Origin of the sequence: Gilliamella sp. wkB18, from assembly GCF_001690875.1 — a bacterium.
Taxonomy (GTDB): Bacteria; Pseudomonadota; Gammaproteobacteria; order Enterobacterales; family Orbaceae; genus Gilliamella; species Gilliamella apicola_A.
This window is the reverse complement of the sequence record NZ_LZHM01000045.1, coordinates 41,081-66,087: the sequence shown is the minus strand read 5'-3', so window position 1 is coordinate 66,087 and position 25,007 is coordinate 41,081. Positions and strand designations below refer to the sequence as shown.

The window sequence follows — 25,007 nt, the reverse complement described above, 5'->3', positions numbered from 1 at the left end:
ATATATTATTTATATTCTGATATAATAGCTTCCAAAAAGTATTGGTATTTATTTAAAGATTATCTAAAATAGATATTGTATTTAATGTTCTTTAATAAGACAAAATCTATACATTTCAATAAAAAAACAATGAATTAATGAAAATTAACACAAAGCAATTCACTTTCTATTTCCATGATTATGAAACCTTTGGCATCAATCCATCTTTAGATAGGCCAGCTCAATTTGCTGGAGTTCGGACTGATGAAGATTTTAATATTATTGAAGAACCGTTGGTCATATATTGTTCACAAGCTCAAGATTACTTACCAAATCCTGAAGCAGTATTAATTACAGGAATTACTCCCCAGAAAGTGAACCAAAAAGGTCTTTGTGAAGCAGAATTTACTCGTTTAATCCATCAAGCATTTAGTGTGCCCAATACGTGTATTTTAGGTTACAACAATATACGCTTTGACGATGAAGTAACAAGAAATATTTTATATCGTAATTTTTATGATCCTTATGCTTATAGTTGGAAAAATGGAAATTCCAGATGGGATCTTCTCGATGTGGTTCGAGCTTGTTATGCACTTAGACCAGAAGGGATTAATTGGCCAATAAATGATGAAGGTCTACCAAGCTTTCGTTTAGAGCATTTATCAAAGGTGAATAACATTGAGCATGAACATGCACATGATGCAATGTCAGATGTCTATGCAACTATTGCAATAGCTAAATTAATAAAAGAAAAACAACCTAAACTTTTCAATTATTTTTTTACATTACGAAATAAAAATAAAGTTGCAGAACTTATTGATATCGTTAACATGACACCTATTATTCACATATCGGGCATGCTCGGTAACTATCGTGGCAATATGTCATTAGTTTGCCCTATTGCTTGGCATCCATTACAAAATAACGCTGTGATTGTGTGTGACTTAATGGGTGATATTGATTCAATTATTGATTTACCTGTAGAAAAGATTAAAGAAAAGCTCTATACAAAAACACAAGATCTTGAGCTTAATGAATCACGCATTCCTTTAAAGTTAATTCATATTAATAAATGCCCTATCGTAGCCCCAATAAAAACATTATTATCACAAAATGCAAAAAGATTTAATATTGATGTAAATCTCTGTTTAATCAAGCAACAAAAATTATTTCAGTATCAAAAAATACTACAAAATAAAATGACAGAATTATTTGCAATAAATGAAAATTATTCTACTCATCCTGATGTCGATGCCCAAATATATAATGGCTTTTTAAATAAACAAGATAGCCTACGTTGCGAAACTATACGAACAACACCTGCTAATTTGTTAGATACTTTATCATTAACATTTGATGATTCTCGTTTAGCCCCTTTATTTTTCAAATACAAAGCTAGAAATTATCCACAATCACTAACAGAACAAGAACAAATAATCTGGCTAGATCATTGTCGTGATAAGCTTAATACATTAAAAATACAAGATTATTTATTAACATTAGAGCAACTTGCTGAAAACTATATTCAGCACCCCAAAAAACTAGCTATAATTAAACAACTTTATAATTATTGTCTTTATTTAATTGGATAATTAATTTTAGCAGGCGTATGATATAGATAAGTATATTTCATCCTAATAATAGGTATAATCATCATAATTAAAAATTAAGGTGATTAGCATTTATATTATGAAACATTTTTTAGCTAAGCACGCCACAATTAAACATCGACTATATTCTTTATACTATACTATTTTTAGTTATGGTCGAGGTCTTCTAGTTTTAACTCTTTGTTTATGGATAGGTAATATAATCTCTAAATTATTACCAATAATAATTCCAGATAGTATTATTGGATTGTTAATTTTATTTTTTTTACTGGCTTTTCAATTAATCCCCACTTGTTGGATAAAAAATAGTTGTAATCTTTTTATGCGCTATATGACATTACTTTTTGTTCCTGCAGCAATGGGTATTATGGAAAATTATTCACTTTTATTAGAAAATTGGGTACCAATTATATTTGGCAGTGTTGGCAGTACTCTAATCGTGCTGCTTTTTACTGCTTTTTTAACAGAACATTTTCATAAAACAGTAAATCAAGATCCAACTGTATCACTAAAAAATGAGGATAATTAGCCATGATATGGATGCTGCCATTAACGCTTTGTGTTTTTCTCATTGTTCGAAAAATATCGTTTAAAATAAAAAATCCATTATTTAATCCGCTAGTAGTGACTGTTATTGTTTTAATCCCAATATTACTAATAACCAAAACAAATTACACTCAATATGTTAATAACGTGCAAATTATTAATTATTTGTTACCTTATTCTGTTGTAGCCCTTGCCTACCCTTTATATGAACTTATTCCACAAATTAAGGCTAGATGGAAATCAATAATGATTATTACTTTCACTGCTTCACTTGCATCCATGATAACGGGAGTTTGCATTGTATTTTGGCTTGGTGGAAATAAAGAAATTGCCGCATCAGTATTACCAAAATCAGTTACTACAGCTATTGCGGTAACAATTGCAAATAACCAAGATGGAGTTCCATCAATAGCTGCATTATGCGTGATATTGGTTGGAACATTGGGTGCTATATTTGGGCACCAGATATTAAATTTAATAAAAATAAAATCAGCACCAGCAAGAGGATTATCAATAGGTGCGGTATCGCATGCTGTCGGCACAGCTCGTTGTATTGAAATTGATTATAATGAAGGAGCTTACAGTTCTTTATCATTAGTCTTATGCGGTATCATGACTTCATTGACAGCACCATTTTTATTTCCAATGATAGTATTTCTTTTCGATTGGTTTTAACATGAAATTAAAAAGATTTATAACTTATTTTGTCATTTTTTGTTTGATTTCTATAGCTTCAATTATTGGCCTTGATCTATGGATTAGTTATAAAACTGCGCCTTTAATTTATCATGATGAAAATAAGTTACCTTATCGAGCAGTCGGAGTTGTTCTCGGTACCTCAAAATATGTACGGGGTGGAGGTATTAATGGTTTTTACCGCAATCGCATTGATGGGGCTATTGATCTCTATTGGCAAGGTAAAGTAGATTATCTATTATTAAGTGGTGATAATGCACTTTTGAGCTATAATGAACCTATTACAATGCAAAAGGATTTAATTAAAGCAGGAATACCCCGTGAAGCAATAGTATTAGATTACGCAGGATTCAGGACCTTTGATTCAGTAGTTCGTGCAAACAAAGTTTTTGATGCAAATGATTTTACGATTATTACTCAGGAATTTCATTGTGAACGAGCCATATTTATTGCACTCGCCCAAAATATCCAAGCTCAATGTTTTGCTGTACCAGCACCAAGAAGTATGAAATTAGTGCGAATAAGAGAAATGTTTGCTCGTGTTAGTGCTTTTATCGATCTCTATATTCTTAATAAAAAACCCAAATATCTTGGTCCGGTTATACCAATTATCTCAGATGAACATTAATAAATTTTATATTTAGATTAATATAATTAAGCTGATACCTTTTTAGTATATTTATTAAACTTAGAGTAATTAGTCTAATATTTTAGATTGCATTTTTATGCAAAAAAAAGTAATATTTAGTCAATTTTTTTAATTTAAGTAAAATGAACAATGAATATTGAATTAAACCATATTAACTGCTTTTATGGTAAACATCAGGCATTAAATGATGTTTCACTCTGCTATCCACTGGGTGAAACAATTGTATTACTAGGCCAAAGTGGAGCAGGCAAAAGTTCTTTATTAAAAGTATTTAACTTACTTGAAATTCCAACATCAGGAAACATGACTATTGCTAACTCATATTTTGATTTTTCTAAAAAAATCAATGAATCAACGGTTAGATTATTAAGAAAACATGTAGGTATGGTTTTTCAAAATTATAATTTGTGGCCGCACTTAACCGTGCTAGAAAATTTGATCGAAGCACCTTGCCAAGTATTAAAATTATCAAAAAAAGAAGCAAGTGATAAAGCAATGGCTATATTAGAAAGACTACAAATTAATGATATGGTCCATCGTTATCCCCTTCACCTATCTGGTGGACAACAGCAACGTGTTGCAATAGCTAGGGCATTAATGATGGAACCTCAAATCTTATTATTTGATGAGCCAACGGCGGCATTAGATCCAGCTATTACTTCACAAGTTGCTGAAATTATTAATGAACTGTCACAGACAGGTATTACACAAATTATAGTTACTCATGAAGTTGATTTTGCTCGTAAAGTTGCTTCACAAGTAATTTATATGGAACAAGGTAAAATTATAGAGCAAGGACAACTTGAATGTTTTGCTCATCCTAAAACTGAAAAATTTAAATCTTATTTGTCACATTAATTAAAATAAAATTAGGTGGATATATGAAAAAAATATTACTTGCTATTTTTTTTGCAGGAACAGCCTTTGTTACTCAAGCTACAGAGACTTTAACCATCGGCACAGAAGCAACTTATGCTCCTTTTGAATTTACAAATGAAAAAAATGAAATTGTTGGATTCGATATTGATGTGATTAATAAAATTTGTGACGAAATCAAAGCCTCTTGCAAAATTGTTAATCAATCTTTTGACGGCTTAATTCCAAGCTTAAAAACACGCCGAATCGATGCAGCAATAGCAGGAATTGATGTGACTCTTGAACGTCAAAAACAAGTTGATTTCACTAAAATTTATTATGATGATAGTTCGATCCAGTTTATTACCTTAAAAGATACATTAACTAATCTTGAACAAATAAAAGGTAAACGCATTGGTATTCAAAAAGGAACAACTTATCCAAAATATCTAAGTGAAAAATACCCTGATGTTAAACAAGTCAGTTACGATAGTTATCAATTTGCTTTTTTAGATTTAAAAGCAAAACGAATTGATGCGATCGTATCAAGTTCAATTGTTGCTGGTGAATGGCTAGATAAGGAGACTGATATTGTACCACTAGCAGATAAAATCACCGATCACGAATTTTTTGGCGAAGGTTTAGGTATAGCAGTACGTAAAGGTAATGATCAATTATTAAATCAATTTAACCAAGCTCTTGATAGACTAAAAGCAAATGGTGAATTAGACGCCATTTATAAAAAATGGTTTAACAAATAGCCATTAAATAGTAAAAATCGACGTCATTATGATCTCGCCACACATTTTGTGGCGAGTTTATTTTTTATTAAACAATGTTAATTTAACAACGGTTTTCTTATGTCAGACTTTCTAACGAATAAAATAAATTGGATTCTATCTTTGATGGATGGATATATATTGCCACTAACACAAGCAACATCAATTACATTATCATTAGCTTTAGCATCATTAGTGGTAGGCATATTTTTTGCCTTTATTTTTACACTATTAGAATTGTCTTCAATTAAACCTGTTGCGTGGTTAATGTCACTTTTTAATTTAACGATTCGCGCTTTACCTGAACTATTAATTGTTGTCGCTATTTATAACGGATTACCGTTATTACTCATATTATTAAATGATGGTTTTACCATTAACCTTTACTTTGCTTCATTAACAATACAGCTAGACATTCAAGATTTTAATATTAATCCTTTTTTATGTGGTGTTGCTGCACTTTCACTTTTATATGCGGTTTATGCTTCACAAACATTGCGTGGTGCATTTAAAACAATTTCAAATGGGCAGCGGCAAGCAGCCCAAGTACTTGGACTTAGTAAATCACGCACGTTTTTTCGTATCATAATGCCACAAATGTGGCGTCATGCATTACCAGGATTAAGTAACCAATGGTTAATTTTGTTAAAAGATACAGCACTAGTATCAGCTATTGCTATTAATGATTTGATGATGCAAACAAAAGCAATTATAGCTAGAACAAACCAACCTTTTTTATGGTATTTCATTGCAATGACTATCTATTTAATTATCTCAATTTTAAGTCAAAAAGTTATATCACGAATTGAAAAACGTTCAACCTATTTTGAACATCCAACACCAACATCAGCAAAAAATTAGTAAGGTCTTATTATGTTTGATACTTTTATTTATTATTTTAAAATCATACTTCAAGGTCTACCTAATACATTAACCTTAGGAATTTTAGGAATTTTATCGGCAGGATTGCTAGCAATCATCTTATCTTGTTTATTGTCATTAAATTCGTATGCTTTAACTAAAGCGATTCGTACTTATATTATTTTATTTACCGGTTCTCCGCTACTTGTACAATTATTTTTAATCTATTATGGACCATCACAATTTAGTGATACATTAAGCAAAGTACCTGCACTTTATAAACTTATTTCATCGCCTTGGTTTTGCGCATACTTAGCTTTAACACTTAATAGTGCAGCTTATACTACACAAATATTTTACGGTGCATTAAAATCGTTACCTCTAGGACAATGGCAAGCTTGTGAAGCACTTGGTATGGATAAAAAACAAACATTAAAAGTTATTTTACCTTATGCATTAAAACGAGCTCTTTCAACTTACTCTAATGAGATCGTTTTTGTTGTAAAAGGTACAGCATTAGCATCGATGATTCCAGTAATGGACATTATGGGATATAGCAATCAATTAAATAGTGATTATTATGATTTTTCTATTTTTATTGTTGCAGGCTTAGTTTACCTCTTGATAAATGGCTTACTTAGCACCATTATGAGGATTATAGAGAAAAAAAACCTCACCTTCGAAAACTAATATGAGCCAATTTGATTCAACTACTTTTTTAAAAAAAGTCCCACATAAGCCGGGTATTTATCAAATGTTTAATGATAAAGAAACGATTATTTATGTGGGAAAGGCCAAAGATCTTAATAATCGACTAAAAAGCTACTTTAATAACAGCAAAAAAACATTAAAAACGGATATGCTTGTTAGCCATATCCATCGCATTGAATTTACAATTACCAATACTGAAACCGAAGCTCTACTACTTGAACAGACATATATCAAAAAGCATCAACCACGATATAATGTGCTTTTAAAAGATGATAAAAGCTACCCGTTTATAAAGCTAAGTAAAGAACGACATCCTCAACTGTCCCTTTATCGTGGAGCAGTCAATCGAAAAAAAGATGAGTTTTTTGGTCCTTATCCTAGTGGATATGCAGTAAAGCAAATATTAGCTTTATTACAAAAAACATTTCCAATAAGACAGTGCTTAAATTCAACCTATCGCAACCGAACTCGGCCCTGCTTACAATATCAAATTAAACGTTGCTTGGGTCCTTGTGTTCCAGGATTAGTCAGCGATGAAGATTACCTAGAGCAAGTTAACTATGTTAGATTATTTTTATCAGGTCAATCAGATCAGATAATACAAAAAATAACTGAAGATATGCAAAAAGCTAGTAGCGAACTCAGCTTTGAAAAAGCGGCAGTTTTGCGTGATCAACTTCAAGCAATAAAACACATCAATGAAAAACAGGCAATATATAACAATAATGATAATCTTGATGTTATTGGATTCCATTATGAGTTAGGTTTAGCTTGTATATATGTACTGTTTATTCGCAATGGGCAAACATTTGGGCATCGTTCTTATTTTCCTAAGGTTCCATCAAATACTGAACTAGAAGAAGTCATCGAAACTTTTTTAGGGCAGTTCTATTTACAAGGCAATCAAAACAGAAATATCCCTAAAAAGATTTTACTTAACTTTTCATTGTCTGATAAACAACCAATGGAAGAGACCCTGTCACTTATTGCAGAGCATCAAGTTAAACTAATTGATGAGCCTAAGGGAGATAATCTTAAATTATTGAATATCGCAACCGTAAACGCTCAAACTGAAGTTAAAAATAAACTATTAGAAAATTCCACAATAAAACAACGATATGATGCGTTAAAATCTTTTTTGGGGATCGATAAAATTAACCGAATGGAATGTTTTGATATCAGTCATTTTATGGGCAAAAATACAATAGCATCTTGTGTGGTATTCGATGATAAAGGTCCTGTTAAATCGGAATTTCGCCGTTATAATATTTCTGGCATAACACCTGGCGATGATTACGCTGCTATGGAGCAAGTTTTAACTCGTCGTTATAGTAAGAAGGATCTTCCAGAAGAAAAAGTACCTGATATAATCTTTATCGATGGAGGTAAAGGGCAACTAAACCAAGCTTTAAAAGTATTTGAATGTTTAGAAGTAAACTGGAATAAAAATCACCCTATTTTAATTGGTGTTGCTAAAGGTGCAGAACGAAAAGAAGGGCTTGAAACACTTTTCTTTGAAGCGCATGGAGCTGGCCATTATATTGATGATCATTCTCCAGCTCTACTATTAATTCAACAAATTCGAAATGCCTCACATGATCATGCGATTATGGGGCAACGCAAGAAAGGTGTAAAGCAGTTAACGGATAGTGCATTAGAACATATTCAAGGGATCGGAGCTAAAAGAAGAAAAGCATTACTTAAGCATTTTGGTGGCTTAAGAGAGCTAAAAAATGCTAGTATTGATGAGATCGCACAAGTGCAAAGTATTTCTAAATCTTTAGCCGAAAAAATTTATTTAAATTTACGGCAATAACGCATTGAAAAATTAAAATATTTGAGGCAACATAAGCGTTAAGAAAACCTGTTTTTTTTAATTATCACTAATTATTTGATTAATAAAACAAAAAAGAGCTGATGTCACATGAAAATCAATATCCCTACATTTTTAACATTATTTAGAGTCATTTTAATCCCCTTTTTTGTGTTGGCGTTCTATCTCTTACCTTATGAATGGTCAGGTTTTTTTTCTGCACTATTATTTCTAATAGCCGCTGTTACAGACGTCTTTGATGGTTATCTTGCTCGCAGGTTGAAACAAACTACTAAATTTGGTGCATTTCTTGATCCTGTAGCAGATAAAATTATGGTAACTATAGCACTTATTCTTATAACTCAATACTATCAAGCTTGGTGGATCTCTATTCCTGCAATTATCATTATTTCACGTGAAATAATAATATCGGCTCTACGTGAATGGATGGCTGAAATAGGGAAACGCAATAATGTGGCTGTTTCATCGCTAGGAAAAATAAAAACTATTTCCCAAATGACAGCATTGACATGGTTATTATGGAGACCATGTAATATGGTTATTTATGCTGGTCTTGCAGCTTTAATACTTGCAACCATTTTAACTTTGATATCAATGTTACAATATTTGTTCGTTGCTCATAGCGATTTATTAGATAGCAAATAAAAGCTTTAAACAGATTTAATAGCAAGCTAGTGTACAATGAAATGCTTTGAGAAATTTTCATTTTAATTAAACATTGAACAATTACACAGTTAATATCAAATTTTTATTGACTGAAAAGATAGCATAGGTAAAATGCTATCATTCAAAACACAATTACTTTCTAGTAATTAATTTCAAGCCCGGGTGGTGAAATCGGTAGACACAAGGGATTTAAAATCCCTCGGCCTTTTTGGCCGTGCGAGTTCAAGTCTCGCCCCGGGCACCATTTAGTATCTTAAAAAGACTTTATAACCCTAGATCACTTTTCTTATAGTTTTACAAAAAATACAACTAGCAATATTATTGATTTTCCCCTTACCTTTATAAATCATTTTTGTGTATATTGACATAATAGGTGTTGTAAAGCCACTTGACCTAACAAATTTATTAATAATAAGATTTCGTTATTTCAAATTTCCTATTTTTTAAATGCATTTATTATAGCTATTAAATATTAGTCTTTAAAACCATAAATGAGAACATATAAAAGAATAAATAAATACAATATATAAAAAATAATAGAATATTATTTTCATATATTTCTTTTTAATAAAGAATGAAAGAGCGATTAAATGATGGTCCCTGAACCTATTTCTTGCTCAAATAATTTGTGCAGACAATTATAGCAAAAAGAATAGTATAAAATTATTAATGATGAAACTGACTTTAAGAAGATAAATCTTAAAATAGCCAAATGAAAAATTTAAATTTCAAAGTAAATAAGATTAACTTTGAATAACAATATTGGTCTTTTGAGTATAAACGGTACAATTATCAGGAATATCTTTATTAACAAAAGTCATCGCCCCTATTACGACATTATTACCAATTTTAGTATTCTGCCCAAACATCATACTATTTGTACCAAAAGTGACATTATCTCCTACTTGTAAATAACCATCGTGATAATAGCTTTTAAAACCAATGGTAACATTACTTGAAATATTACAGTTTTTACCAATCTTAACTCTTGGCGTAATAACAATACCGACTAAATGCCAAATATGTAATCCAATATCAATATCTGCTTTAATTGAAATATCAAGACAATGCTTTTGATTTAATTTATTAATAATTTTTTTGGCACATGTTCTTTCGCTTTCATCACCTAACCTATACATAAAATAAGCAAGACGATACCAAGCTAAAAAGCTATTTTTTCTTAAAAGTTTTCGAAATAATCTTATCCAAGTGAAATCTTTATGAATATATTCAACTACCCAGTAATTTTTTAAATTTGTTAAATCGTGAGTGAGCAAGAATTTGATAATAGAAATATATTTAAACATATTGAATAATATTATAAAACAACTTTCACTTATCTTAATAAAAAAATTAAAAAATGACAAATTAAACCTATTTATAGATTCTTTTAATTTTATTCTTTTAACCTAGCTAAAACCATATAATAATAAAAGCCTTTCATTTTACATAACCACTTAATCAATAAAAAAGGTTGAACCATTAGATTAATCTCAATGTGCAAGTTAATACAAAAATAAAAAGCACTATAGAAAACAATAACTATTTTGCTCTATAAAGGTGATTATGAAAGATTTTATTAGCGATTTTTTGGTGGCCCCTACTGGACTTGAACCAGTGACCAATCGATTATGAGTCGAATCAACCAACAATAAATCTCAAAATCTCATAATAGAGGGATAGATATTGTTAACAAATAATAAATAAATTAAAAATTTTGTCAACATTAATAATCATCCATTATTGTATAATTACTGTATGTATTACTACTAGTATTCTATATCAATTACATTGAATACTAGTAGTAAGCCATTATTAATTACTTGACCATTATTTTAATTTAAAATGCTCATCTAAACACGATCTTAATTGATCATGATCTGTTACTATATATTCTAATGTTGTTGACAACGATGAATGCCCTAATAACTCCTTTACTAATGTTACATTCCGATCTGGCTGTTTCATCAAATTTGTTGCTAATGTATGCCTGAACCTATGTGGGCTAACTTTAACATTGCAAACTTTTGATAATCGCTGAAAAAATGCATCTATTCGATCAAAATTCATTTCTTTGTAAAAATCACATTTATCATTTTTAAAATGATAAATATTAAATAGCTGCATGGTCGGTTTTTTATTTAACATTTTTAATTGTTTCTTTAATTCAACAATATCGTGAAAAACATCGTCAATCAGAGGAATTTCTCGTTCGTTATGAGTTTTCGAGCCAGCCTCTCTTAAAAAGAGTGTTTTATCTTTATCATTAATATCACAAATACGAATATGCAACAATTGATTACGTCGAATACCTGTATATTGCAAAATTTTAATCAGTGTTATCCAAAATTGGGCTGGATAACAAAAATCTCGTGGTGATTCTTTTAGCTGTTTTTCTTTAAGAACACGTAAACAAATATCAATATCTGCCTGTGATATAGTCTTTTTGGCTTTCTTACCTGGTTTTATTAACATTTTATCAAATGGATTTTTTTTTGAATAACTAAGCCTTGTTCTATACCAAATCCCATTAACGCTTTAAAATGACGACAATAACTATTCCACGTTACATGTTTACATTGTCTGAAGTCCAAAATATGGCGTCTAAAATTTGATACTGTTTTATGGTTAATTGAGTTAATATTTGTAAAATCACTATTAAAAAATCGAGTAAATGCTTCAATATACCTTCTATAATTATAGATAGTTTGTTTACGCAATTGTTTAAATTCTAAATATACTATGAGCAATTCCTGCCAAGACATTTTTTCTTTTTTTATTTCCATAAATACTCCTGATTCTCATTTTCTGACTAATTGTTTTTGTAAACACTAACATCATGAATTAATGTTAGATGCGGATTATCAGGGAAATTATTCTCAATAGCAAATAATGGTTTGTTATCAATTAAATAACCTTTGATAAAAGTATGGCTTTTTCTTTTCCCAGAAATTAGGCACTTCCAGATATTAAATCCTTCATCACTGAATTTTGTATGAATTTTCAACTCTTGAAATTCACGTTGATATTGTTTCCAGTTACTATCATCATCATTACCATGTATATATAAACTGTATTTTTTAAAAATTTTAGGAGTTATCATGAATATTTTACCGTCAACAGTATGAATGCATGCATTTTGGTTATTAACAGGCAATTTTTTATCAATAATTTGACGTCTAACCCATTTAAAAAATGGGTGATTATAGATATCATCATTATCTAATGTGTTAGAAATACACTCATTTGAAATAGAAATATCATTATTTTTTGAATTATTTACTATCTGACTGTTCTTTTTGGAATTGTCGCAATCATCATGATTATCAGCCATATCTGTTTCAGATATCTCAGTATTTGTTTGTTCATTAGAAAATAGGTTCAATATTGTATCTTGCGCAATGTTTAATTTAGACTCTTCTTTAACCTCCTCCGTTGAAATATTATCAGGTATGGAGTTAAGATTATCTGCTTCTGTTGCTTCTGTTGCTTCTGTTGCTTCTGTTGCTTCTGTTAACAGTGGAGTGATTGAACCCTTGAATGGTTCTGGAGCATTAGTAATATTATGAAAAGCCACATTGGCAGGTATACGGATAAGTGTTAGTTTTTCAGCAACCCAACCACTATCAGATTCAATTTTACACGGCCAAATAGTTTTATCTTCATTTGCTATTGCTATCCCGTGCTCTTTTAGTATATTAAATATTTTTGCATTATCAGTAGGTATATCAGTTATACCGTTTTGCAGCAAATTAGCTTTCATTTTATCGGTAAATGATTTGCTAATAACCCAAACATCTTTTCCATCAAACCAACCATCACAGGCTTTTGGGCCATTCAACACTAATTCTGATTCAATTAAATACCTTATCGAAACAATCATTTTACTCATTAGTGATACTGGTTTACTTAGTATTTTTGTCGGATCTCCACCTAGATTATTCGATACAGAAAACATATCTGCTTTTTGTATAATTTCGGATAATACGCCAGCTTTTTCAGTATGACCTGAACATAAACTTAAAAAAGATTTAAACAATTCAGGGAATTGTGATAACCAAATGATACTTTCATCTGGTAAAATTCGTTTAATCATCAATGCTGCAGCACTCGGATGAAGAGAGTAATCCCTATCTTTTTTATAATTAAACCGATACGGTAAATCTAAATTGCTTTTCCACGGATACCAAATTTTGCCATCGTTCATTTCAACATGAACATCTACAACAACTTTACCTATGTCATGTAACAATGCACCGTATACAACTGCGGCACTCCAAGCCTGAGCTTGTCTTGGAATATCTTCTGCGTTAGCTCCAAGTAAGTAAGATTGCCTCAACTTCAATGCATAATTTGCCACCTCCAGTCCGTGATCAATCATACCACCTGTATACGAATGATGGTGTGCCTCCGAAGCGGGCAGTAATTGCACTATTTCAACATAATTATTGATAACATCCATATAGAATTTATTAAACCGTTGTTGATCAATTGATACTCGTTGCCAAATTAGTGAGATCAGCTTTTTTCGAGAAGGTGTATCAAGCAATTCTGTTGCCGATCTTGGAATATACCAGTCTTTTAATGATGAGGTGTTTTCATTAGTACTGATATGTTTATTTTTAACAATTAAATTTTTTATGAAATGAAACATAATCACTAAAATTTTTAGATACCTGTATATTTATCAATAGTTATCAATATAAACTTGGGAAACCATATTTAATATAAAAAAATAAATATTCATCATAATATTTTATTGCGGATTTTTACTTAATTAGTATAATTAATTTGTTTCCGCTACTTTTAGTAGCAAACAACGAGAAGATGATCGTTAATTCTCAGACGTTGCCAATAAAATGGGACGTTCCTTTTTTAAGGTGATCACGCCCTAACAACCAACAAACTCACTGTTTCTTACAGGTTGGTAACATCTATTGGATGTTGAGTTCTTATAAACTTACCTTTTACTCACCCATAGGGGAATTTTATCCCTATCGGGCATAAATTCTCCTTTTTATTGACTTAATTTTGGAGAATATTATGACTAACTTAACTAATAACACAGTAAATAAACAATTTTTTGATTTACATACAACTGGAATTGGCTATTTAAACCGAATCCGTGAAGTTAAAGTCAAAAATGGTAAACCTTATTTATCATGTACAATCGCAGCACTAAGAGGAAATTGCCAAAACGCCGAATATACCTACATTAACTGTAACGTTACTGGTGAAAAAGCAAAAAGCTTAGTTGAAAAATGCATTGAAGCAAATAAAGCCAACAAAAAAATCTTAATCAGTTTTTGCGTCGGTGATATCTATGCTGAAACATTTGTATACAGCACTGGGGTTAAAAAAGGAGATGTTGGAATCAATTTAAAAGCTCGATTACTAAAAATCTCCAGCATTAAAATTGATGGTGAGCTTAAATATTCGGATAAAATCGAACATTTAGAAAATCAAAGTGAACCTCAAGAAGAACTCAGTAATGTTGCATAACAATTAACAACTCAAAAAAGCAAGGAAACTTGCTTTTTTAATTGTTAAATCAGTTGCTTCAACTTTACTCACCCATAGGGGAATTTAATCCCTATTGGGCATAAATTCTCCTTTTTTATTGATTTAATTTTGGAGAATTATCATGACAATTAATTACATTAAAGACTTATTTACAAATAATAATAATTATGGATTTAAACTAGAGATCACTTTTACTGACAATAATCAGGTAGAAATTATCACTTCTGAGCGTAGTTTTAATTCAATTATTGAGGTTGAAAATGAGATTACTCACATTCTTGGTAATGTTTGGGTTGATGGTGAAATTAATAATCGTCCATGTAAAGTTAAACGTGCATCAATAGTAGACAATTCCCAGAACATAGTAATTAGTGGCTTAGTAAATGTAGTATTAGTTCATTGGCAGTTAAACCCAACAACTAATTTACTCGAATATCTGAAACGCAAATTACCTATTGTTCGTAATATTGAAATAGCTAAACTCATTGATCTAACTCGTTATGAATTAGCCTTATAAAGATTATATACAATTTGAAAAATTTCCATTAGGAGAATACTCCTAATGGAGGTTCTCCTTCAATTAAACTTAAACTATAGGAGAACACTTATGCACAAAATTAATAGATTATATCTTCGAGATGATATTATAAAAATTGATGACGATATATTATCTAATATTAAACGATATGATTTGATTAATTCATTCTCTGATGGAGAAGGTGTTGAATTTAATCTCTATCTATCAGAAATGGAAGATTGGTTGATAAAACAATGGCAATGTAACAATTTAAATGATTTCAATCATAAAATTGCTAGCCGTTTCAATTCATCTTACAAAGAAATTTTATCATCAGGAGATTATACACAATGTTTTTTGATTTGCTTTTTGGAGCATTTAAAAGAATTAGGCCATAATGCCTATTTTGATTTGTATTCCGAAGCTGTATTAAGTATTGATGGTGAAATTATTGATCATATCTGTCTCTTAACTAGTTAAATCATTCACAATAAGAAAACAAGGAAACTTGCTTTTTTTACAACTATGATGTAATACATACTAAGAAATAAGTTATAATTCTTTGTTTTTCGACTAAGGAAAAAATAAATGAGGCATTTAATAATTTATCCAGACATTAAAGCAAGGGCAATTAAGAACCCTTCTGAAGATGATTATTTACGCTATGAAAATACTGATCATGGTCTACTTGATGATGATACATTTAACGAATTAACTAAACGAAGAATTCAAGAGCTATTTAAAACTCAAAGCTACGTTGAACAAGTCGGAAATGAAATCTGGCGAGTTAAGCCTGATGGATCTCGTGAATTCATAAAAAGGATTGTTAAATATGGAGAATGCTCGTAAATATGCTTATTTTATATTGGGTGTGAATGGCGGTGGTAAATCAACACTAAGAGATTATCAGCTAAATATAGAAAAAAATATTACAGTGATTGATCCAGATCAGATAGCAAAAAAATTTTCTCTAAATTCTGTTTCTGCAGGGAAAAAAGCTATTACACTATTTCGACAATGTTTAGCAAATAAAAACTCATTTCTTTTTGAAGGAACTTTGTCTGATTTATCTATGCTTAAACGAATCCATTGTGCAAAAAATCACGGTTATATTATTAAAGCTTATTTTATTGGCCTAGATAACTGCGAATTACACAAGGCAAGAGTGGCTGAGCGTGTACTAAATGGTGGGCATTATATTGATCCAAGTGATATTGAACGAAGATATTTTAAAAGTTTAAGCAATATACAATGTCTTTTTTCTGTCGTCGATCAATTGAAAGTCATGGACAATACTAATGTAGCTAAACCTCATGATTTAGTCCTTCTTATTATTCGAAATAAACTAGTTAAACAGGCTAAAAACATACCTAATTGGGTCACCGAATATGTAATAAAACCCTTTAAAAATCAATAAAAACGCAACAAATGTTGCGTTTTTTTATGGAATAACTGTTTTATTATGATGCAATCAGCTGTTTAGCTAAAGCCATTTCAATTGATTCATCTGATTCATCAGAATTAAGTATATCTAATCCCGAATCAGGCATATCTCCTGATGTACTTTGTGAAACTGCTATTTTTTTTGCCATCAATTTTAAACAGCTTGTTTGAGCTGAATTTTCATAGCCTAAATAAATCACTTTTACATCATTTTTTTGGCCAATTCTAAACGAGCGTTTTGCAGCTTGTTGCAATGTGTAAACATTAAAACCAGTTTGCAAGAAAATAATGGTCGGAAAATCAAGTAAATCAAGACCAGTTTTAACAAGTTCTGGATTTGTTATGACAATATCATAATCTTTATCCACTTTGTCTAAGATCCAATCCTCCCTCTTTTCTGGCGACACATTTGATTTTAATATAGCTGTTTTTAAACCAGCTTGTTCTAAAATAAGCTTAAGCCGTCCAGTTATGTCTCGAGTACCAGTATACGTTGTATATACTAACACTTTACGACCATCTATTTTTTGAGCTAAACAATGTTCAACTAAAGATTGCTCTTTTGGCGAACATTCAATAAAACTATCACCCTCATCACCATTACTAAATACAGATGGCACAAAAACCAACTTATCTCGTGTTCTTGGATGAGTGACTGTTTCTGCTCTAAAACAGCAATCTGGCCATGCAAGTAAGGTATTGAGTACAACACCAAGTAATGTTGTATCTCTTTTCACTAATGCACTTCTCAACTCACTCTTAAGTTTATTCGATAAATCATCGTAATAACTTCTTTGCTCATATGACATTGGAATATCAATATACTCTTCAGTATAATTCGGGAGAATATTATCACCAATATCTTTAAGCTTTAGAAATACTGTATACGGTAATACATATCGTAAAATACCCTTTGGTCCAAAACCTGGAGCTTTTTGTGTTCGATGAGAAATCTGATTACCTTTGGCTGTTTTATGACTATTTCCATGCCTTTCCGTATATAGGTCTTTAATGATTCCATGATCTCGCATAAACTCCATTGCTGCGGTACCAAGTGAACCTCTGCTATTCGGTTTATAACCGTCTTCAATCATCTTAGACGTTAATACACGAAAAAGTAAAAAAAATAGATCATCTGCATATCCTCCCATAAGAGTACCTGTTAAAAGTAAAATCTTCTTAACTTGGCTAGCAAGCACACCCATCGCCTGCCCTTGTGCAGAACCTTGATTTTTATACTCATGACCTTCATCAACAATCAATAAATCAAAAAATCCTTGTGGTAAATATCTTTTGATAAATTCGGTAGCTTGATAAGCACCTTCGCCAAAACCAAATTCAAGTTTAGCTAAAGCTTTTTCCATTCTTATTGCTTGTCTGTCAGTGAAAATAAACTCACCATTTTCATTCATAAGATTAACAAAATCTGATGCATTATCCGCAAGCAGATCAGATAGAAAATCGTCACCAAATTTATTAATTAGAGATTCAGCTTTCACTGGCCCAACTGTCGGAATTTGACACATCGATTTTTTAACTCTGTCTCTAAAACTAGAATTCGAGTTATTTAATGGTCTAATCAAAGTCCATAAAGCACTGCCACAATTCACACAAGTTGTTCGATGTTCTTTCAAAACAAAATCGCTAAAAAGAATTAACTCCCCCTCGTCATCACGACAAAAATTATAACAGTCGGGACAAGCAGCACAGTCTTTTTTTATGTATTTTGTTTTAACTTCCCCACGTTCATGAATATTTTGCTTTTGGTAAATAGGTTTTGATTTCAGTGCATGTTTCCAGTTGTATCCCATTCGCATTCGAACACGTCCTAAAACGTAAAATTCAGGCACATTAGATGTAATACCTAACTTAAGCTCTTGCCTCAATTTTAATAGCTTCACAAGTGTATCTGAGCCATTTAAAACCCATACTCTTGCACCTGGTATCGTTTCTAAAATTTCTCGTCGCCATTTATATACAAGATGAGGTGGCGAAATTATCAGATTACGTCGATACTGGGCTTCATAGTGAAGTACTGCTGCCACAGCAATTGCCATCATTGTCTTTCCTGTTCCCATTTCAGCATTGATAATCGCTGCAGGTTCATTCTGATCTAATAACAATTTTGTAACAGCCTGTACAACATTAGCTTGTTCACTAAATGGTTTACGTTTTAACTGTTCCATAATTGATTGTCGTTCAAATGACATATCATCCTGAAGGTAAACTGGAGGATTAGATGCATTCAAACTATCCAATAATGAATCTTTAAACTCGTTAATAAAACTATTTAAATCAATTTGTATATTTGATGTTACTTGTTCCATTTTTAATCCTTAAATAAAAAGGGATACAAGCTCCACAAGGGATTGTATCCCTTATGGGTTAATGTTTTAATTAATACAGAATTAATACTCATTCGGCAGCATTAGTGTAGTCATAAAAGCTTGCTTATAATCATACCACTCTGTAATAATCCATAGTTTTTTATCATCAGAAAGCTTATAACTTGCAAATAAGCGATCATTTTTTTGTCCTTGCCTTAAAACTCGATCATTTAATTTTTTGTCACTATCATCCATATCATTATCCCAATCACCTTTTTCATAACGACTGAGAGCTTTTGAAACAGCAAGTGCCATATTAAAATCACTATCTGTTAAGGACTTAACTCCTTGTGTAAAATAAATCTCTCCAGTGATAACCAAATTGTATTGATTATTTTCAAGACATCCATCATTTTCACACAATTCATCAGGTTCATTATCTCGGTTCGAAATTAGAAATAACGAACCAAATGTTTCTGAATTTGGAGTGAAATCCCATGCCTTAATTGAAGGAACAAATTTATCAGTCAAAATTGTTTTTGATTCAATAATAAATCCATTATCATCCAATGTATTTTCAACATTTTTCGACTTTGATTTATAAGTATCACCTTTAATAATATAGGTTTTACCTGTGTTAGACTTTACAATACCATTGATTTCACCAGCAGCCAATGCTAGTGATAAATGCCAGTCGGACATCTTACACAACGGTTTGCGTTTGCGTTCACAACTTTTTTTGAAAAAAAGATTAAAGTCATTCCATAGTCCACCAATCTTTTGAACTTCCTGACCTAACTCTTCATCTGTAAATGATAATTTATAGAACGATTTAATTTCACTTTCTGGCTCAGGAATTTGATATATTGGCTTATTTGTAACAGCTATCTCATCAGGAACAACCTTTCCTTCAAAAATAGCCTTAAATTTGGCCTTCACATCATTTTTTTCCTGAAGTGCTATATCATTTTGTCGAACTTTTCTTCCAAAAATAACAATCTGCTTGAATTGTTTATCACAAGCTGTAAATATTGAAATATCAGTGAACTGAAGTGCAATCCAATTTGAAAGCATCTCATCAAGCTGAGTAAACGGAATTATTAATACTAAAATACCGTTATACTGCAGAGACGGGATCGTAAAACGATAGAATATTTTCTCTAGTCGTTTGTAGTCTTTCTGATAATTTGTAATTGCTCCATTATGTTCACCAGTTAAATTTCCATATGGTGGATTTAAAAATAATAAACCAAAGGAATTAGGTGAAATAACGGTATCAAATAAGTCACTTCTTAATAGAACATCACAATATTTTTGAGCTAGTTCTGCTCGATGTCGATTGTATTCAATACCATATAGCCATGCTTTATGGCTAATTGAATACGCAATATTACTTGCTGCTCGAGCTTCGCCTATACAGGGATCTAAAACCCGAATAACAGTATTATCAGTTCTTACAAAATGACTAATAATTGCATTTGTTGTAGCATCATCCGTTGGATAATAGCCGTTTTTCGCAAAATTATGCGCCACTCGTGGCGATACAAGTGCAACCATAAATACTCCTTATGATTATGATAAAGTTAAAATACCATCACGAATTTTTTGGCTCATGATTTGAGTTAATATTGTGTCATTTACAATAATTGTTGTTGCATCAACATCACCAACAATCGCTTTGTGCTCCTTAATCATTCCTTGTTGTTTAGCAATCGATACAATTTCGTCAGCCCAATGTTCTAAAATGGGTACAGATGAAAGTGTTTTAATTGCATCAAAGTAACGATTATGTCTAGTGGAAACATCTTCTACCTTATAAATAGAAATCATTGAATTTGAATCTCGGTTTGGCTCAATAATGCGTTTATCAAAAATAAAAGCATGAATCAACGAACCAAATAACGTTTTAGTTACTTTCAATGTGCGCTTTGCATAATGCTTTCCTTCGGCTAAAAACACTCGATGATGATTTAACTTAATATCTGTTAAACCATGTTTAGTTGTTTCACCGATCGTAAGTTTTGCACAAAGCTCCTGCATTGCGGTATCTTTCCCCCATACAGATAAAAAAATCAGTTCGGAGTCATTATTCGCAATACAACAATCACATTTCAAATCTGGAATATCTTGTAATGTAAGAATGTTACTCATTAAAGTTTCTCCTTAATAATCAACATAAGGAGAAACGATCTCTAGGGAGACCTGTTTCTCCCCAGAGATAAATAAGTTAAGTTAAAATTGTTCTGGCAATTTATTCCAACATTGGCTTTTATAGTCAAAATGGTAACCAAGTTCGATTAAACGTTTTTTCTGGGAACGTATTTTTAAGCGATCCTCCGTTGAATCTAGTTTAACTTGATCACCTATTGGCCATAAAATACCAAACAGTTCAGAATCATCTGAATCTAAGGTAGCCATAGTTTCTTCATGTTGATGCTCAGTATTAACTTTCTGAACTTCAGATGACTCAGTCTGACAAATAGGGTCTTCTGATACATGTATTTTTTCTGAATCTGCTTCATCTAATTTAGATGAATTAACTAGATCCATATCTTCAATATAAGCACAACATTCAATAACAACACGATTGCCATAACTATATGAAGAAGATTTGATTTGTTTAATCACAAACGATCCTTCATATTTTCCAGCTTCATACTGATCCAATAATTTATTATCTTTTAAAGAAAATTCACCAATGGACGTAAAAAGCTTGGCGACATTGAAATTACCGTATTTACCCGTTCTGGTTGTAATGACTAATTCACCAGGTATTGAAATCATATTAATGCTCCAGTATAAAAAGTAAAAATAAAAACCAACTACTTTATGCGTAATAAAGTAAGCTGGTTTAAATAGAAATAGGAAAACTATTTTTGTAGTTGATGATAATTTCTAACTTGAGTTCGCCATTCTTAATTTACTTCAAAATTAGCTAATTCAAGGTAATTAAGTGGACATGAATAATAAGGAGGAAAAGATAATTCACAATAATATGAATAGCTCCAAGCCTCATCAATTTTTTTAATCAAATTACATTTTATGTAACGGTATTTACCTGCCAGTAAAATGTTTCGATAATCGTTTAACAGGAGCAATTAATAAATTAATTAACTCAGATTTAGTATGAATATTATGCTCTGAATACCATCTCATAATAATAAAACTCCTCAAACAAAATCAGGAGGTATCACTCAAGAGGAGTGAAAATCCCCCTCTCGGTTGACATTAAAATTAAGACTTATGTAAGTATTCTTGAATGATTGAACTTAATGATACATCTTCAGGAATAGTTGCTTCGTAATTAATTAAAGCTGTAAAATATTCTGTCGAAAGAAGTATGTATTCGTTAGTTAACATGGATATCCTCCTAATTAAAAGTTGAATAAAAAAGGAGAATTTATGCCCAATAGGGATTAAATTCCCCTATGGGTGAGTAAAAGGTAAGTTTATAAGAACTCAACATCCAATAGATGTTACCAACCTGTAAGAAACAGTGAGTTTGTTGGTTGTTAGGGCGTGATCACCTTAAAAAAGGAACGTCCCATTTTATTGGCAACGTCTGAGAATTAACGATCATCTTCTCGTTGTTTGCTACTAAAAGTAGCGGGAAACAGGTTTCATTATAATGCAAATTATTCACTAAATTCAACATTAAATTAAAAATCAACAACTAGTTATGTTATGCCCTTTTTACTTTTAGCCTTTTCAGCCTTTTCAAGGTAGGGCCATTCCCATTATGGCCCATTACCATTAAAATTTTACCCTTATAACCCCTTACTATTCTTACTATTGATACATTTACCATTATTACTTGCTACCCTTGTTGTGCGCCATTTAGGAGATTTTAGCCATTTCGTTGAGTTTAGTGATGATTTGCTTGCGATTGCTTCAACTTCATAATGCCATCCCAATTCAAATCTAAGAACTGGTTAACTACTATAAAACACTGGTATTGAGATATTTTTAAACAATTTATATTTATTATTTAACTATCAATATATTATTGTACTGTACTTAACTTAACCCCTGCTTTATGTTGAAAAAAACAACATATTTATTGACATTGAATAAAATATGCAGTATTATTCCCAAGAGAAACCCTATTGTTTTAGGTGAATATGAAAAATCAAAATGAATCATTGAAGACTGACGCAAAACCTAAAATGCTATTTAACAGCGATGGCTTTGAATTTTTAGTTAAGTTTATGACCGTTTTATTTAAAATAGTAGGTGCCGTTGCATTAGTATTTGTGAAAGTTTTATTTGCTTTTTGTGAGACTAACTCCAAAAAAGTAAACTATGATGATAATTTTGTTTCAACTGATATTACAAAAACTGATGGTGAAAGCCAAGTAGATGGTACCGGTTATTATAAATAAACAGTACCATTTGTAGTATCTACTTTCCTTTTGTTGCTACTTTTTTCAGTACTGAAGCTCCTTGTTTAACTTTATTAATTCCCTCGCTACCAGCTTGTTGCATAGAACTTGCGGATTGTTTTAATATATCATTAACTCCTGCACCAACCCTATACCCAGCCCAAGATAGGGCACCCAATAATAGAATTGGAAATCCAATAAATACAATAGATGTAATAATATTGATTAACGACTTGTTACCGATTGACCATTTATTATTCATAAATCCAACCGCATTGTTTTCATACATAATCTCAATGAGCTTGGAATCTAAGAAACGAGCTAACTCCCACACAAACGTCAAAAATATTACCGTAAACATGACAAACGTTAATGTGATCACAACTTTTGGTTCAAACCCACCTAATGTAATAATAATAGGTAAGAGAACTACAATACTCATCAATAACACAGATTGAATCATAGGTGCTGCTTGCCTGACAGCATCCATTTCAACAAAAGTCGAGAGTGAATTAAAAAATGCACCGGTTGATGCAATAAAACTACCAACTTGTTGAGAGATACCAGCGTCTTTGTTACCATAATCCATAAACATATAATTTGCATTACCTAACATTTTTCGGGGAGTTAAAACAGAACGTAAAACGATTTCGTTTCGTTCATCCTTACTCATTGTCAAATGATCCCAAAATGAAAACTTATTAATATTTGGATTTATAGTTCCTGTACGTGATTTCTCATTTTCTGCTCGCTTAATTTGCATCTCAATGTCTGAGATCAGTTTTTTCTTTAATCCCACGCGACTATCACTCCACCATGATTTGCATGATGGATAGCCTGTATTATATTCACCAGGTGATAATCCAACATCTCGATGTGGATCATATGGCCAGTCTTTTTGTGGGGTCTGCGCCCGAAACGTATCGTAATATTCTGGTGTTTCTAAAAAGTACGTTGAACCAGGCCAAGTGACATCATCAATTAAATTTTCTGACACAGTACTCGCTTCTCTTTGCAATTTATTAACTGAAGGATTGAAGCATGATGTATAAAATGATTGACTTTCGTTCATAAGCAGAGGATCGGTTATAGCTAAACTTGAAATAGTTGTTTGAACTTCTCGTAAATCGGTGTTGCAAGGTATTGTTGTCACCGCTGCTTGTGTGATCCCTGAAGATAAAGAATGGACAAAATACCACCAGATTGGAACATAGATTTGTTGCCCACCAATGATCACTTTAGCTTGCTGAAACTTTGAATCTTTTGGTGATACTTCCGCATAAGAACAACTGGTACTTTGTTTAACAATCTTGCCCTGTTCAACAACTGATGAATAACCGCTATTTTCATAATGTAAAACTCTTACATCAAACGGAAGTGAGGGATAACATACAAAGAAAATCACAACCATACTAATGTAAATGTAATCCTCTAACCGACTTATGATCATCGGCGCATGATTACCTTCAAATGTTCCTTGCTCTCTAACCTTAATGAATATCCCTACTATTTTGAAAATAAAGGGCAAAATCACAATTCCTGACGTAGAAATCACATTCCAAAGCCCATTATTTATGAGCCACCCTAAACTCAACGTAACATAGTCAAAAAAACTCATTGCTGCCATGT

At 31.4% G+C, this 25,007-nt stretch carries 25 protein-coding genes and 2 tRNA genes; 17 read left to right on the top strand and 10 right to left on the bottom strand.

From position 1 onward, the window contains the following. Positions 1-137: 137 nt before the first annotated feature. The 11 genes from sbcB to A9G48_RS04925 all read left to right on the top strand — a co-directional run bounded on the left by sbcB (position 138) and on the right by A9G48_RS04925 (position 9,430). The gene (gene sbcB / locus A9G48_RS04975; protein ID WP_034945585.1) at positions 138-1,571 is read left to right on the top strand and encodes an exodeoxyribonuclease I; all 1,434 of its coding nucleotides are present in this window, start codon (positions 138-140) and stop codon (positions 1,569-1,571) included. Positions 1,572-1,668: 97 nt separating this feature from the next. Then, entirely contained in the window at positions 1,669-2,118 is a 450-nt protein-coding gene (locus tag A9G48_RS04970; protein WP_051825209.1) for a CidA/LrgA family protein, read from the top strand. 2 nt (positions 2,119-2,120) lie between these two features. Further along, positions 2,121-2,810 (top strand): CidB/LrgB family autolysis modulator, encoded by a 690-nt coding sequence (locus A9G48_RS04965; protein WP_034945582.1) that lies wholly within the window; start codon positions 2,121-2,123, stop codon positions 2,808-2,810. Between the two features lies 1 nt (position 2,811). Continuing rightward, on the top strand, positions 2,812-3,459 hold the full coding sequence (locus A9G48_RS04960) for an ElyC/SanA/YdcF family protein (protein WP_051825207.1): 648 nt from the start codon (positions 2,812-2,814) through the stop codon (positions 3,457-3,459). Positions 3,460-3,609: 150 nt separating this feature from the next. Further along, on the top strand, positions 3,610-4,338 hold the full coding sequence (artP, locus tag A9G48_RS04955; protein ID WP_034945578.1) for an arginine ABC transporter ATP-binding protein ArtP: 729 nt from the start codon (positions 3,610-3,612) through the stop codon (positions 4,336-4,338). Between the two features lie 23 nt (positions 4,339-4,361). After that, on the top strand, positions 4,362-5,096 hold the full coding sequence (locus A9G48_RS04950) for a transporter substrate-binding domain-containing protein (RefSeq protein WP_065575873.1): 735 nt from the start codon (positions 4,362-4,364) through the stop codon (positions 5,094-5,096). Positions 5,097-5,240: 144 nt separating this feature from the next. Further along, positions 5,241-5,975 (top strand): arginine ABC transporter permease ArtQ, encoded by a 735-nt coding sequence (artQ, locus tag A9G48_RS04945; RefSeq protein ID WP_034945570.1) that lies wholly within the window; start codon positions 5,241-5,243, stop codon positions 5,973-5,975. Positions 5,976-5,987: 12 nt separating this feature from the next. Further along, entirely contained in the window at positions 5,988-6,665 is a 678-nt protein-coding gene (gene artM / locus A9G48_RS04940; protein ID WP_034945567.1) for an arginine ABC transporter permease ArtM, read from the top strand. 1 nt (position 6,666) lies between these two features. Next, positions 6,667-8,502, top strand: coding sequence for an excinuclease ABC subunit UvrC (gene uvrC, locus A9G48_RS04935; protein ID WP_034945564.1), 1,836 nt, complete (start codon positions 6,667-6,669; stop codon positions 8,500-8,502). 108 nt (positions 8,503-8,610) lie between these two features. Then, positions 8,611-9,165 carry a CDP-diacylglycerol--glycerol-3-phosphate 3-phosphatidyltransferase gene (gene pgsA, locus A9G48_RS04930; protein WP_034945562.1) on the top strand — a complete coding sequence of 185 codons (555 nt, stop codon included), beginning with the start codon at positions 8,611-8,613 and terminating at the stop codon, positions 9,163-9,165. Positions 9,166-9,342: 177 nt separating this feature from the next. Beyond that, positions 9,343-9,430, top strand: a tRNA-Leu gene (locus A9G48_RS04925). A gap of 499 nt (positions 9,431-9,929) precedes the next feature. Here the strand turns inward: A9G48_RS04925 and A9G48_RS04920 are convergent. From A9G48_RS04920 to mobH, 5 genes are all read right to left on the bottom strand, one after another. Further along, a complete protein-coding gene (locus A9G48_RS04920; RefSeq protein WP_051825205.1) occupies positions 9,930-10,493 on the bottom strand; it encodes a DapH/DapD/GlmU-related protein in 564 nt (187 codons plus the stop codon). 284 nt (positions 10,494-10,777) lie between these two features. Continuing rightward, a tRNA-OTHER gene (locus A9G48_RS04915) sits at positions 10,778-10,841 on the bottom strand. A 175-nt stretch (positions 10,842-11,016) separates the two neighbouring features. After that, a complete protein-coding gene (locus tag A9G48_RS04910) occupies positions 11,017-11,661 on the bottom strand; it encodes a site-specific integrase (RefSeq protein WP_065575872.1) in 645 nt (214 codons plus the stop codon). Next, positions 11,655-11,972 (bottom strand): phage integrase SAM-like domain-containing protein, encoded by a 318-nt coding sequence (locus A9G48_RS04905; protein WP_065575871.1) that lies wholly within the window; start codon positions 11,970-11,972, stop codon positions 11,655-11,657. Before A9G48_RS04905 ends, A9G48_RS04910 begins: the two co-directional genes overlap by 7 nt. A gap of 26 nt (positions 11,973-11,998) precedes the next feature. After that, complete coding sequence (gene mobH, locus A9G48_RS04900; protein WP_065575870.1) at positions 11,999-13,840, bottom strand: MobH family relaxase; 1,842 nt, start codon at positions 13,838-13,840, stop codon at positions 11,999-12,001. Positions 13,841-14,229: 389 nt separating this feature from the next. Here mobH and A9G48_RS04895 point away from each other — a divergent pair, with 389 nt between their 5' ends. The 5 genes from A9G48_RS04895 to A9G48_RS04875 all read left to right on the top strand — a co-directional run bounded on the left by A9G48_RS04895 (position 14,230) and on the right by A9G48_RS04875 (position 16,643). Continuing rightward, positions 14,230-14,688, top strand: coding sequence for an STY4534 family ICE replication protein (locus A9G48_RS04895; RefSeq protein ID WP_065575869.1), 459 nt, complete (start codon positions 14,230-14,232; stop codon positions 14,686-14,688). A 142-nt stretch (positions 14,689-14,830) separates the two neighbouring features. Next, positions 14,831-15,226 carry a hypothetical protein gene (locus A9G48_RS04890; RefSeq protein WP_065575868.1) on the top strand — a complete coding sequence of 132 codons (396 nt, stop codon included), beginning with the start codon at positions 14,831-14,833 and terminating at the stop codon, positions 15,224-15,226. Positions 15,227-15,316: 90 nt separating this feature from the next. Continuing rightward, the gene (locus tag A9G48_RS04885) at positions 15,317-15,706 is read left to right on the top strand and encodes a hypothetical protein (protein WP_065575867.1); all 390 of its coding nucleotides are present in this window, start codon (positions 15,317-15,319) and stop codon (positions 15,704-15,706) included. Between the two features lie 108 nt (positions 15,707-15,814). Then, positions 15,815-16,075, top strand: coding sequence for a hypothetical protein (locus A9G48_RS04880; protein WP_065575866.1), 261 nt, complete (start codon positions 15,815-15,817; stop codon positions 16,073-16,075). Next, the gene (locus A9G48_RS04875) at positions 16,059-16,643 is read left to right on the top strand and encodes a zeta toxin family protein (RefSeq protein WP_065575865.1); all 585 of its coding nucleotides are present in this window, start codon (positions 16,059-16,061) and stop codon (positions 16,641-16,643) included. The genes A9G48_RS04880 and A9G48_RS04875 overlap by 17 nt, the downstream gene beginning before the upstream one ends. A 43-nt stretch (positions 16,644-16,686) precedes the next feature. Here A9G48_RS04875 and A9G48_RS04870 read toward each other — a convergent pair whose 3' ends face one another. From A9G48_RS04870 to A9G48_RS04855, 4 genes are all read right to left on the bottom strand, one after another. Continuing rightward, on the bottom strand, positions 16,687-18,996 hold the full coding sequence (locus tag A9G48_RS04870; RefSeq protein WP_065575864.1) for a DEAD/DEAH box helicase: 2,310 nt from the start codon (positions 18,994-18,996) through the stop codon (positions 16,687-16,689). Between the two features lie 81 nt (positions 18,997-19,077). Further along, complete coding sequence (locus A9G48_RS04865) at positions 19,078-20,553, bottom strand: DUF6094 domain-containing protein (RefSeq protein ID WP_065575863.1); 1,476 nt, start codon at positions 20,551-20,553, stop codon at positions 19,078-19,080. A gap of 15 nt (positions 20,554-20,568) precedes the next feature. Further along, complete coding sequence (locus tag A9G48_RS04860; RefSeq protein ID WP_065575862.1) at positions 20,569-21,147, bottom strand: hypothetical protein; 579 nt, start codon at positions 21,145-21,147, stop codon at positions 20,569-20,571. Positions 21,148-21,228: 81 nt separating this feature from the next. Further along, positions 21,229-21,780 (bottom strand): DUF3275 family protein, encoded by a 552-nt coding sequence (locus A9G48_RS04855; protein ID WP_065575861.1) that lies wholly within the window; start codon positions 21,778-21,780, stop codon positions 21,229-21,231. A 1,337-nt stretch (positions 21,781-23,117) separates the two neighbouring features. Between A9G48_RS04855 and A9G48_RS04850 the strand changes: the two genes are divergently transcribed. After that, a complete protein-coding gene (locus A9G48_RS04850) occupies positions 23,118-23,378 on the top strand; it encodes a hypothetical protein (protein WP_065575860.1) in 261 nt (86 codons plus the stop codon). Between the two features lie 19 nt (positions 23,379-23,397). Here the strand turns inward: A9G48_RS04850 and A9G48_RS04845 are convergent, their stop codons facing one another. Continuing rightward, entirely contained in the window at positions 23,398-25,005 is a 1,608-nt protein-coding gene (locus A9G48_RS04845; protein WP_065575859.1) for a conjugal transfer protein TraG N-terminal domain-containing protein, read from the bottom strand. Positions 25,006-25,007 lie beyond the last annotated feature (2 nt).